This is a genomic window from Mycobacterium sp. (assembly GCF_049683355.1).
Taxonomy (GTDB): Bacteria; Actinomycetota; Actinomycetes; order Mycobacteriales; family Mycobacteriaceae; genus Mycobacterium.
Genome location: NZ_JBAUJB010000159.1, coordinates 1 through 11956, shown reverse-complemented (window position 1 = coordinate 11956; position 11956 = coordinate 1). Strand labels below are relative to the sequence as shown.

Genomic DNA, 11956 nt, shown 5'->3' with positions numbered 1-11956 from the left:
GGGGTGGGGGTGGCCAGCACGGCGACCCGGCCGGCGGCCGCCACCCGCTCCGCGACCGAGGTCGCCGCACCGACCAGATCACTGCGGCTCAGTGTCGTCCCGTCGATGCGAACCGCGTCGGCGATGTCGGCGTCGGCGGCGACCGCCGCGGGGTTCAAGGAGGCCAGCAGCACGGGGTTCGAGGCTACTCCTCATACTGACGCGGTGGATTCGATCCGGACCGAGGCGTCGCGCGAGGTGTACCGGAACAACTGGCTCACGATGCGTGAAGACGACATCCGCAGACCCGACGGCAGCAGCGGGATCTACGCGGTGGTCGACAAACCGACCTATGCGCTGGTGATCCCCCGCGACCAGGGCCCCGGCGGTGACCGCTTCCACCTCGTCGAACAGTTCCGCTATCCGCTGGGACTGCGGCGCTGGGAGTTCCCGCAGGGCACGGCGCCGGACAGGGCGGATCTGGACGGCACCGAGCTCGCCGCCCGTGAGCTGCGGGAGGAGACCGGGCTGCGCGCCGAGTCGATGACGGAGCTCGGCCTTCTCGACGTCGCTCCCGGCATGAGCAGCCAACGCGGCCGGGTGTTCCTGGCCACCGGGATCACCGAGGGAGACCACGACCGCGAGCACGAGGAACAGGACATGCGCAGCGCGTGGTTCACCCGTGTCGAGGTCGAGCAGATGATGGGCGACGGCGTGATCACCGACGCCCAGTCGATCGCCGCGTGGACGCTGATGCTGCTCGCCGAGCGCCGACAGTGAGCTTTGTTACGCGCGAACATCATTCGTCGGTGCGCTCCGATACCAACCCGTGACACAACCGTGCCCCGACGTGCCGTGTCGGGGTGCCACGTTGACAGTCGAGCCGACTAGGTTGCAGATGCCACAGATGGCACATTTTCGAGAAACCACGGTGAGGGAACCATGTCTGCCCGACGGGCCTGCATCGCACTTGCATCCGCGACACTGGTTGCGGTGGCGGGCGTTTGCACCGCGACCACGGCTGCGGCAGCGCGGCCGGACTGGAGTGGTCGCTACACCGTGGTGACCTTCGCATCCCAGAAGGTCGGCACCAGCATCGCCGCCCGCCAGCCGGAACCCGATTTCAGCGGTCAGTACACGTTCTCGACGTCCTGCGCCGGCACCTGCGTGGCCACCGCGTCCGACGGTCCGGCGCCCAGCAACCCCACCGTCCCGCAGCCGAGCCGCTACACCTGGGACGGCCAGCAGTGGGTCTTCAACTACAACTGGCAGTGGGAGTGCTTCCGGGGCGGCGACGTGCCCCGCGAGTACGCTGCGGCGCGGTCGCTGGTGTTCTACGCACCCACGCCGGAGGGGTCGATGTTCGGCACGTGGCGCACCGAGATCCTGGAAGGGATCTGCAAGGGCACCGTGGTCATGCCCGTTGCGGCGTATCCGACGTAACCCCGCGGTCACGCACAGGGAAAACTCCCGAAACCGACGGCTCCAAAGATGGGTCCACCGGCCCGGTCGCACTGCGGAAGGGCACCGCATGCAGGCGGGAGCAGAGCGTTGATGGCCACACTGGCGAAAATCCTGAACCAGGGCAATGCCGGCATGCGACCTGTGGACGAAGTGCCGCCGCTGAGGCGGTTGTTGCCCCTCGGGGTCCAGCACGTGCTGGCGATGTACGCCGGCGCGGTCGCGGTGCCGCTGATCGTCGGCGGCGCGATGGTGGGCGCCGGGCAGCTCGAACAGTCCGACATCGTGCACCTGATCATGGCCGACCTGTTCGTGGCCGGGATCGCGACCATCATCCAGGCCGTCGGCTTCTGGCGGTTCGGGGTCAGGCTCCCGCTGATGCAGGGGGTGACGTTCGCCGCCGTCGGCCCGATGATCACCATCGGCCTGAACCACGGCGTCACCACGATCTACGGCTCGGTGATCGCCTGCGGGCTGTTCATGATGTTGCTCGCCCCCGTCTTCGGCAAGCTGATCCGGTTCTTCCCGCCGCTGGTGACCGGCACGATCATCTTGATCATCGGGGTGTCGCTGATGCGGGTGGCGGCCGGCTGGTTCGGAGGCGGCAGCGCCGCCGGGACGGACTTCGGCGCCCCCGCCGCCATCGGGATGGGCTTTTTCACCCTCGCGACGATCGTCGTCATCGAGCGGTTCGCCCCCGAGAGCCTGCGGCGGGTGTCGATCCTGCTCGGGCTCGTCATCGGCACGGTCGTCGCGGTGCCGTTCGGCATGACCGACTGGGACCACATGGGCGATTACAGCTGGGTCGGCATCGTCACCCCGTTCCAGTTCGGGGTGCCGACGTTCGAGATCAGCTCGATCATCGCGCTGCTGATCGTCGGGATCGTGATCATGACCGAGACGACCGGCGACATCGTGGCGGTCGGTGAGATCGTCGACGAGAAGATCACCCCGCGCAAGCTCGCCGACGGCCTGCGCGCCGACGGACTGGGCACCGTGATCGGCGGGATCTTCAACACCTTCCCCTACACCGCGTTCGCCCAGAACGTGGGCCTGGTGGCGATCACCGGGGTGCGCACCCGCCACGTCGCGACCGTCGCCGGCATCATCCTGGTGGCGCTCGGTCTGCTGCCGAAGATGGCCGCCGTGGTCGAGGGAATCCCGCTGCCGGTGCTCGGCGGCGCCGGCGTCGCACTGTTCGGCATGGTCGCGGCCAGCGGGATCCGGACGCTGACCAAGGTGAAGTTCGACAACACCAACATCCTGGTCGTGGCGATCTCGGTCGGGGTGGCGATGTTGACCGAGGCCAAGCTCTACTACACTGACAGGTCGCTGTCGGACTCACCGGTGAACGTCGCGCTGGACCTGTACCACCAGTTCCCCGACTGGTTCCAGACGATCTTCCACTCCGGCATCTCGGCGGGAGCGATCACCGCGATCGTGCTGAACCTGTTGCTGAACAACAGAACTGACGACGACGCCGAAGTAGGCGACCTGGCGGCACACGACGCGCCACGAGGTGCGTTGCCGGACCCGCTGGACGCGTTGCGCGCCGCGGATCCGTCGACCCCGCCCGACGAGCTCGAGGCCCTGGCGCAGAAACGCCCAGAGTTGCACACCATCATCGTCACCAACCCGTCGACCTACGTGTCGACCTGCGACTGGATCAAGGGCCGGGGCAACCCGCAGGTCGACCAGGTGTATCAGAAGTGGGACGAGGTCACCGAGGGCAGATTCTCCAGACGCAGCCGCGAGTGACGTCGCACCGTTTGAGACTGCAACCACGGCGCCGATGTTCGAGAGGACCACGCCGTGAGCGCAGCCTCAACGCCCACGGGTCACCGGCGGCGTTCGGCCAGCGCCCGCAGGAAGAAGGTCAGGTTCGCCGGCCGCTCGGCCAACCGACGGACGAAGTAGCCGTACCACTGGGTGCCGAACGGCACGTACACCCGCACGTTGTTGCCCTCGTCAGCCAGCCGGCGCTGCTCGCCGTCCCGGATTCCGTAGAGCATCTGATACTCGAAATCGTCGACTCCGCAGCCGTTCTCCCGGGCAAGCGCCGGGACAGCGGAGATGATCTGCGGATCGTGGGAGGCCACCATCGGATAGCTGCTGCCCGCCATCAGCACGGTCAGACACCGCAGGTAGGAGTCGGTGATCGCGGCGCTGTCCCGGTAGGCGACCGAGGCGGGTTCCTCATAGGCGCCCTTGCACAACCGGATCCGTGCACCCTGGCCTGAAGCGGCGCCCGGCGGGGCGGCGAAATCCTGGCAGTCGGTATGCGTGCGTTTGAGGTAAGCCTGCAGCACCGTGCCGACCCAGTCGAAGTCGACACGCAGCTCACGCACCACCGACAACGTGGAGTCGGTGGTCGTGTGGTCCTCGGCGTCCACGGTCACCCACACACCTGCACGCTGGGCGGGTTCGCAGATCGCACGGGCGTTCTCCAGCGCGATCGTCTCCCCGTCCCGGGGTAGCGCCTGCCCCAGCGCCGAGAGCTTGATCGACACCTCCAGCGGCCGCACCCCGGCCGCGGCCCCGCCTCGCGTCGAGAAAGCCTCGATCAGCTGCAGATAGGCCGTGACAGTGGCCTCGGCCGTCTCCCTGTCGGTGACGTCCTCACCGAGGTAGTCGATCGACACCAGACGGTGGGAATTCCGGAGCTGCTCCACCGAATCCATCACGTCGGCGACACTCTCCCCGGGGACGAACCGGTGCACCACCTCGCGGGTCACCGGCAGCCGTTCTGCGGCCCGTCGCAGGCCGTCCTGCCTGCCGGCGGCCAGGATCACAGGCCGGGCGACGCTGCGGAACACACCCATGGGTCACTGCTCCATATGGGGGTAAAGGTGGTCGGTGGGCGGCACGAACGTCTCCTTGATCGACCGGGCCGACGTCCAGCGCAGCAGGTTCATCGCGGAGCCGGCCTTGTCGTTGGTGCCCGACGCCCGGGAACCGCCGAACGGCTGCTGGCCCACCACGGCGCCGGTGGGCTTGTCGTTGACGTAGAAGTTGCCCGCCGCGTGGCGCAGCCGACGCTCGGCCTGCAGCACCGCCGCGCGGTCGTCGGCGATCACCGCACCGGTCAGTGCGTACCGGGCACCGCCGTCGACGACGTCCAGGATGCGTGCATAGTCCTGGTCGGGGTAGACGTGCACCGCCAGGATCGGTCCGAAGTACTCGGTGGAGAACGCCTCATCTGACGGATCGTCGGACAGCAGTACCGTCGGCCGGACGAAATAGCCTTCGCTGTCGTCGTACTCTCCACCGACCGCGATCGTCACGTTGGCCGCGCTCTTCGCCCGCTCGATGGCTTTGACGTTCTTCGCGAATGCCCGATCGTCGATCAGCGCTCCGCCGAAGTTGGTGAGGTCGGTGATGTCGCCGAAGCGCAGCGCCTCGGTGGCGCCCAGAAAGTCGTCGCCCATCTGCTGCCACACCGACCGCGGGACGAACGCCCGCGACGCGGCCGAACATTTCTGTCCCTGGTAGTCGAACGCGCCCCGGATCAACGCGGTGCGCAGCACCTCCGGCCGTGCCGAGGGGTGAGCGACCACAAAATCCTTGCCGCCGGTCTCCCCCACCAGCCGCGGGTAGGTGTCGTACCGGTCGATGTGTGTGCCGACCTCACGCCACAGGTGCTGGAAAGTCGCGGTCGACCCGGTGAAGTGGATGCCGGCAAGCCGTCGGTCTGCGAGCACCACGTCCGACACCGCCCGGCCGTCGCCGGCCAGCAGGTTGATCACGCCGGCGGGCAGCCCGGCGGCCTCCAGCACCTGCATGATCAGGTACGCGGCGAAGGTCTGGGTGGGTGCGGGCTTCCACACCACCGTGTTGCCCATCAGGGCGGGGGCGGTGGGCAGATTGCCGGCGATGGCCGTGAAGTTGAAGGGGGTGATCGCGTAGACGAAGCCTTCGAGCGGGCGGTAGTCGGTGCGGTTCCACACGCCGCGCGAGCTGACCGGTTGCTGCTCGAGGATCTGGCGCGCGAAGGCGACGTTGAACCGCCAGAAGTCGATGAGCTCGCAGGGCGAGTCGATCTCGGCCTGGTATGCGGTCTTGGACTGGCCCAGCATCGTCGCGGCCGCGATCTTCTCCCGCCATGGCCCGGCCATCAGATCGGCGGCCCGCAGGAACACCGCCGCGCGCTCGTCGAACGGGGTGGCCTCCCACTCGGCTTTGGCCGCCGTCGCCGCGTCGACCGCAGCGGCGGCGTCGGCGTGGTCGGCGTTGGTGAAGGTGCCCAGCCGGGCGGAGTGCCGGTGCGGTTGGACCACGTCGACGCGCTCGCCGGCCCCCATCCGGTGTCGGCCGCCGATGACGTGCGGCAGGTCGATCGCGGCGCCGGAAAAGCTCTGCAACGCCTCGGCGAGTCTGGCGCGCTCCGGTGATCGGGGGGCGTATTCGTGAACCGGCTCGTTTTGCGGTACCGGCACCTGAGAAATCGCAGCGATCGCGTCCATGCGGAAAGGATGCCCCTTAACAGCGCGTTATCCGATGGCTGATCGGACAAGCCCTGGCACACTGGATAGTCCAAACGGACAAGGCGTGGTGATGGCGGCGCAACAGGGACCGGGGCTCGGGCTGGGCCAGTTGCTGCTCGCCCTCGACCGCACCATGGTGACGCTCGTCGACGCACCGCGCGGACTGGACATGCCGGTCAGCACCGTCGCACTCGTCGACGCCGACGATGTCCGACTCGGCCTGGCGGTCGGGCCCGGGTCCTCGGACCTGTTCTTCCTGCTCGGGGTGCCCGACACCGACGCCGTCGACTGGCTGGAACAGCACGCGGACCGTCCCGCTGCCATCTTCGTCAAGGAGCCCACCCCGGCAGCGGTGGCACGCGCGGTCAGGCTGGGCACCGCGGTCGTCGCCGTCGACCCCCGAGCCCGGTGGGAACACCTGTACCGCCTGGTCAACCACGCCTTCGAGCATCACGGGGATCGTCATGACCCGCAGCGCGACTCGGGCACCGATCTGTTCGGGCTGGCGCAGTCGATCGCCGACCGGACCCGCGGCATGGTCTGCATCGAGGATGCCGACAGCCACATGCTGGCCTACTCGGCCTCCAGCGACGAAGTCGACGAGCTGCGCCGGCTGACGATCCTGGGCCGTGCCGGCCCGCCCGAGCATCTGGAGTGGATTGGGCAGTGGGGCATCTTCGACGCGCTGCGGTCCGGCGCGGACGTGGTGCGGGTCGACGAGCGGCCCGAACTCGGGCTTCGTCCCCGCCTGGCGGTGGGCGTGCACCTGCCCCCTGCCGACGCCGGCCTGCCCCCCGGCTTCGCCGGGACGATCTGGCTGCAGCAGGGGTCGACACCGCTGGCCGACGACACCGAGGAGATCCTGCGGGGCGGCGCGGTGCTCGCGGCGCGGATCATGTCGCGGCTGGCGGCGGCGCCGTCGCAGCATGCCGCGCGGGTGCAGCAGCTGCTCGGTCTGGCGGGCAGTGAGACCGACGATGTGGCGCTGCTCGCCCGCGAGCTCGGGATCCCCGGCGACTCCCGCGCCGCGCTCGTCGGTTTCCGCGGGCTCGGCGGGGCCGTGCCCGCGGATGTCATCGCATTGAGCGCCAGCGCATTTCGTCCCGATGCGCAAGTCGCCTCGACCGGCGACCGGGTCTATGTGCTGCTGCCGAAGATCGGCGCGGTGGCGTCGGTCACGTCATGGGCACGCGGGGTCGTGGCCGCGCTGCGCCGCGAACTCGGCCTCGATGCCCGCGCGGTGACGGCCGCACCACTGTCCGGGCTGATCGCCGCCCCGACTGCGCGCCACGAGGTCGACCGGGTCTTCGACAGCGCCCAACGCCATCCCGCCGCCATCAGCCGGGTGACCTCGCTGGACGAGGCGCGCACCACGGTGCTGCTCGATGAGGTCGTCTCGCACGTGGCGGCCGAACCGCGGCTGGTCGATCCGCGGATCCGCGACCTGTGCGCCCGGGACGCCATGCTCGCCGACACCCTGCGGGCCTACCTCGACGGATTCGGCGACGTCGCCGCGGTGGCACGGCAATTGCACGTCCACCCCAACACGGTGCGCTACCGCATCCGCCGGATCGAGAAACTGCTCGGCACGTCGCTGGAAGACGCCGACGAGCGCCTGGTGCTGGCCCTCGGGCTGCGGGCCGCCGACCGCTAGGAGTGCGCTGAATTACGGCGATCCGGGGGGGGTGACCTCTGGATGAGCTGGGGTGTGAGAATCGGCAGCCGACCGCACGCTTGGTGGATCGGGGACGCGGAAGAGTCATCCGGGCCGTGGAGGGCGCCTCGGCGGCCCCGGCGCAGGCTCGATTCGGCCCGACATCGCCGCCGATCGGGGCCGGCGGTGGCGTTGTCAGGCGGTTTGAGCTTGCAGAACCCAGACTCCTGCCGTGCGAGTGAGTCCTTGGCCGACGAGATTACGTAGATTGAGCCCGGCGGTGCGGCGGGTGAGCCACGCGTTGTTCTTCTCGGTACCGCGGTAGCGAAGTTTGAGGCGACGGCCGCCGCGGCTGGCGATTTGGGAGATGATCCGTTCCACGTTGGGCCGGAACATCCGGTACTTCTCACGCAGTTCAGGCTTGTCTGCCCAGTCACGGCGGGCTTGTCGGAGCAGGTCGTCTCGTTGGTGCAGAACGATTTTGCGGCCACTCTTGGAGTTCGTGCATTGCTCGAGGAGCGGGCATCTGCGGCACAGCGCACCGAAGCTGGCCACCCGGGTCCGGCTCAGCGGGCGGGTGTTACCGGCCGGGCAACCCACCGTGCCCGCTTGTTCGTCGACGGTGAAGTCGTCGACAGTGAACCCACCCTCGACAGGCACGGCCAGCGGCTTGGGCTTGATCACCGCCTCCTGCCCGGCGTCGTCGATAGCACCACGCAGATCCCCTGTGCCATAAGCAGAATCGCCGTACCACTCGCGTGTGGCCTGCTCACCTGCGTCGTCCTTCTCGCCTTCCGCGTCGCCCTGATCGGCGGCCAGGAACTTCTCCGCCACCCCCGGATCGGAGTTCTCCATCCCGGCCGCCTTGGTGAGCGCCTCGTCGGTGATGATCCCGGTTTCCGGCTCCGCCGCCACGTGCGCCCGATACCCGTCGCGGCGGGCCTCCGGCGACTTGCGGGTGTGCCGCGCATCCTGGTCCACCGTGGATATCACCCGGTCGGGGGCGACCTTGCGGCGATGCGCCACCGGCCGTCGGTGCCGTCGGATCCTTCGGCGGGTTCGACGTCCTGCCCGGCGACCAGCGCCAGCAACGCCAGCGCCGCGGCCACCGGCTCCCCGAGCTTGTCCTCATCGATCCCGGTGAGCGCCTCCAGCAGCGCGTTCGCGTCGTTGACCAGGGCCGAGACCAGCATGTCCTTGGCGCCGGGCTCGTCCCAATCGATCGCCGGCTTGCCGGGGCGGCTGTAGTCGTGCCCGGTGCACACCGTCGCGATCGCCTCGGTGGCGCCGGGCACGATCCTTCCGACCCGCCGGATCGCCGAGATCAGCTGGGTGATGGTGTCCTGGGTGGCGACCGCGTCGGCCAGGATGGTGGAATCCACCGCGCGTTTGCGGCGGCCACGCAGGATGCCGGTCTCCGCGACGACCTGCCGCACCGCCTCGTTGATCCGTTGCGGCCGCTTCGATTTCGCCAGCCGCTTACGCCAGTACACCAGTGTGGTCGAGTCGAATCCGTTGTGGTCCAACGCCATTCCGGTCGCGACCTTCCAGCGCAGGTCACAGCGGGCCGCGTCTGCGGTTTCCCGGTCCGACAGGTCATGCAGGGTCTGCAGTACCAGGATCGAGGCCATCACCGACGCCGGGATCGAGGGTCGTCCCCGCCCCGAGGGGAACAGGTCCTCGAACTCCTCATCGCCGAACACGTCCTGGCGATGTGCGGCCAAGAACGCGAACATGCTGCCCTCAGGCACCAGATGACCGACCAATGCCTCTGCGTCCAGCAGTTCCCGATCCACCCGCTCCACACCCTGCATGGGCCTATTTTCCCAGTTCAGAGGGATATTCCGGGGAGGCGCGCCGATTATTCAGCGCACTCCTAGCGGACGGCATCCGGCGAAGTTGTGCGTCACGATCGATCTTCCGCAGCACTGCCTTCCTGCACCGCAACGGATTCCGGCTCCGGTCCAGGACGTAGCGCCCACCAGCAAACCGCCAGCCAAGCGATGACGAACAGGATGCTTACTATGCCGTCGCTGATGAAGTGCACGCCGATGTACAAGCGCGCCGCGACCATGGCCGCGCCCAGCAGGAAGGCCAGCGCTACCGCGACGAAGCGCAACGGCGAACGCGACCACAGCACGATCAGCAGAGCAATCGACCCGTACAGCGCCATGGTGGCGGCGACGTGCCCGGACGGGAAGGACGACGTCGGCGGAAGACCCGGCGTCAGATGCTCGACCTCGGGCCGGGGACGGCCGACCACCTGCGAACTCACCAGGAACAGCACCACTTCACCGAACACCGCCACAAGGAGGAACAGCGACGGACGCCACCGGTCTGTCAACGCGAAGACCATTGCGGCCGTCACCAGCAGCACGGCGATAACCGATGAGGTGTCACCGAGTCGGCTGATCGTGAAGAAGACCTCGGTCAGGGCGTCCGACCGAATGTCGGCAAACCACTGCGCGGCCGCCGAGTCGATCGACCGCACCGCTCCCAGCGACGTGACCAGAAACCCCACCGCCACCACCGCTCCCCAGATCAGCACCGCGCCGACGAGAAGGTTGACGACGCTGTACCAGCCGGCGGGCAGTGGCGGGTCGTGCTCGGGGGCAGGCTGAAGGTTCTCCCGCTCCTCGGGTTCGAGGCCCTCGGTGAGTGCTGGACTGCCTCGACCGACCGCACTGTGCCAGCGCCGAAAAGCGATGGCGGTGAGGGTTATCCACCACAAGCCGAGCAGCCACCCGCCAAGCACATCCGAGGGGAAGTGCACGCCCAGCGCCACCCGGCTGACGCCGACCGCGACCACCAATGTCACCGCGGCGATGATCACCGCGCGCCGGAACCTGACCGGAACGACAGGCAGGAACACCAGCGCCAGCACGCCATAGGTGACGGCCGAACCCAGCGAGTGGCCGCTCGGGAAGCTCAACCCCGGCGCTGCCGCAACCGGATCTTGCACAATCGGCCGGGTCCGATCCACCAACTCCTTCACACCGGCGGTCAGGGCGTTGGCGCCCAACCCGGTCAGTGCGACGTAGACGGCAAGTGCCCACTCCCGCCGAATGGTCAGCCACCCGACGGCCACCGTCAACACGGTCCAAGCGAAGGCGGTACCGCCGAGGTTGGTGATTACCGTGAGGACGCTGGCCGCCCCCGGCGTAGTGGATACCGCCGAGTTGAGGGCGTCGATGGCTGACTCGTCCGCTTTCTGCAGTGGGTGCCAGCCGACGACGACCAGTGCCAGCAGAATCAGGAACAGCGCGCCGGATCCGACGAGGATGTAGGCGCTGGTCCGGTGCCGCACATCAGAGCCGGCCGGCCGGTGCCGACCGGCAGAACGCGTGCGGTTTTCGCAGTGCAGGTCACCGTCCGCCGGTTTGTCGTCTCGAGGAATGATGTTGCCGCCGTTCTCAGTTGGGTTCCCGTGGCGATTCGGTGTCGTTGCGCTACTGTTGCGGATCGGTGTCGACGTTGGTCGCGACGAGGAACTTCTCGTTCTCGAACACGGTGTAGACCGCAGGATCGACCAGGTCGTATTCCGTCACGTAGTCGGCGTAGATGAACGCTTCGCCGACCGTGCCGGTCACCTCAACCATGTTGCCCTGTTGGACATCGACCGGTTCGGCGCTGGTCACAAGCAGCGACTCGTCGCCCCAATCCTGGCCGCCGAGTTCGAACGACTGGGGTGACAGCACCTCGGTCACCTCGGCTTCGAGCGTCACCGTATCGCCGACGAACTCGTCGGTATCGCCGAAGTAATTCACATCGGTGATTTCCTCGACCGTCGGTTCCTCGGCCTCGTCACCGCAGGCGACAGCGCCGGTCAATACCAAGAGCGGCGCGGCGAACGCGGCCGACAGCACACGCGCACGGTGGGTCCGGTTGACATCTCGCATCGATCACCCTTTCGCTTCGCCGGGATTGACGGTCCCGGCCCACGGGACCGTTCGGTAGCGCTTGCCCACCGATCGGCCGCCTATGCCGCCACTCCGGCACTGTTATCGATTTGTTACAGATCGGCACCGCCCGGCCAGCCATGGGAATCCTCTTGGGCGCGCGGCCCGTTTAGGGGATCTACCCAGGGGTACGTGGGGTCGATGGCGCGTGCAATGCATAATCCGGGTCGGCCGTCCGACATCACTCAGAGAACACTCAAAGTGGCTGTCCAGCAACGCGAGTTGCGCTGAGCACGGCAGCTTCATGAGTTCGGTACCGCGCGTCCCCGAAACTGCTCGGTTGTCGGGTCACGAGCTAGACATCCCAGGTGCGTAAGTTGTCAAGCGGCGTCGGCGCCGGCGATGTTCTGGCGGTGCGACCACGCGGTGTGTTCGTCGTATTTGGTGTGGTGACGCAGGCAGCCGTGGAGGATCCCGAC

Annotated in this window: 8 protein-coding genes and 2 pseudogenes; 4 read left to right on the top strand and 6 right to left on the bottom strand. The window is 68.1% G+C overall.

Annotated elements, in window-relative coordinates:
* A pseudogene (locus WA944_RS09810) lies at positions 1-173 on the bottom strand (acyl-CoA synthetase); the annotation flags it as partial.
* A 31-nt stretch (positions 174-204) separates the two neighbouring features.
* Between WA944_RS09810 and WA944_RS09805 the strand changes: the two are divergent.
* From WA944_RS09805 to WA944_RS09795, 3 genes are all read left to right on the top strand, one after another.
* Positions 205-759, top strand: a complete 555-nt coding sequence (locus WA944_RS09805) for an NUDIX domain-containing protein (protein ID WP_526375837.1) — start codon at positions 205-207, stop codon at positions 757-759.
* Positions 760-921: 162 nt separating this feature from the next.
* Positions 922-1422 (top strand): Rv2253 family sensor-like surface protein, encoded by a 501-nt coding sequence (locus WA944_RS09800; protein WP_526375835.1) that lies wholly within the window; start codon positions 922-924, stop codon positions 1420-1422.
* Positions 1423-1533: 111 nt separating this feature from the next.
* Positions 1534-3198, top strand: coding sequence for a nucleobase:cation symporter-2 family protein (locus WA944_RS09795; protein WP_526375833.1), 1665 nt, complete (start codon positions 1534-1536; stop codon positions 3196-3198).
* Positions 3199-3278: 80 nt separating this feature from the next.
* On the opposite strand, the gene WA944_RS09790 is transcribed toward WA944_RS09795, so the two are convergent.
* Together WA944_RS09790 and pruA are read right to left on the bottom strand one after the other, a co-directional pair.
* Entirely contained in the window at positions 3279-4262 is a 984-nt protein-coding gene (locus WA944_RS09790; RefSeq protein WP_526375831.1) for a proline dehydrogenase family protein, read from the bottom strand.
* A gap of 3 nt (positions 4263-4265) precedes the next feature.
* Entirely contained in the window at positions 4266-5894 is a 1629-nt protein-coding gene (gene pruA / locus WA944_RS09785; RefSeq protein WP_526375838.1) for an L-glutamate gamma-semialdehyde dehydrogenase, read from the bottom strand.
* Positions 5895-5994: 100 nt separating this feature from the next.
* Between pruA and WA944_RS09780 the strand changes: the two genes are divergently transcribed.
* On the top strand, positions 5995-7578 hold the full coding sequence (locus WA944_RS09780) for a PucR family transcriptional regulator (protein WP_526646837.1): 1584 nt from the start codon (positions 5995-5997) through the stop codon (positions 7576-7578).
* 195 nt (positions 7579-7773) lie between these two features.
* Here the strand turns inward: WA944_RS09780 and WA944_RS09775 are convergent.
* The 3 genes and pseudogenes from WA944_RS09775 to WA944_RS09765 form a co-directional block, all read right to left on the bottom strand.
* Positions 7774-9392, bottom strand: a pseudogene (locus tag WA944_RS09775) (IS1182 family transposase).
* 92 nt (positions 9393-9484) lie between these two features.
* Positions 9485-10885 (bottom strand): phosphatase PAP2 family protein, encoded by a 1401-nt coding sequence (locus tag WA944_RS09770; RefSeq protein WP_526375686.1) that lies wholly within the window; start codon positions 10883-10885, stop codon positions 9485-9487.
* 142 nt (positions 10886-11027) lie between these two features.
* Positions 11028-11477 carry a hypothetical protein gene (locus tag WA944_RS09765; protein WP_526646835.1) on the bottom strand — a complete coding sequence of 150 codons (450 nt, stop codon included), beginning with the start codon at positions 11475-11477 and terminating at the stop codon, positions 11028-11030.
* Positions 11478-11956 lie beyond the last annotated feature (479 nt).

Coding starts and splice junctions, on each gene's coding strand:
- WA944_RS09800 (WP_526375835.1), top strand. CDS start 922: ATGTCTGCCCGACGGGCCTGCATCGCACTTGCATCCGCGACACTGGTT.
- WA944_RS09765 (WP_526646835.1), bottom strand. CDS start 11,477: ATGCGAGATGTCAACCGGACCCACCGTGCGCGTGTGCTGTCGGCCGCG.
- WA944_RS09790 (WP_526375831.1), bottom strand. CDS start 4,262: ATGGGTGTGTTCCGCAGCGTCGCCCGGCCTGTGATCCTGGCCGCCGGC.
- WA944_RS09780 (WP_526646837.1), top strand. CDS start 5,995: ATGGCGGCGCAACAGGGACCGGGGCTCGGGCTGGGCCAGTTGCTGCTC.
- WA944_RS09795 (WP_526375833.1), top strand. CDS start 1,534: ATGGCCACACTGGCGAAAATCCTGAACCAGGGCAATGCCGGCATGCGA.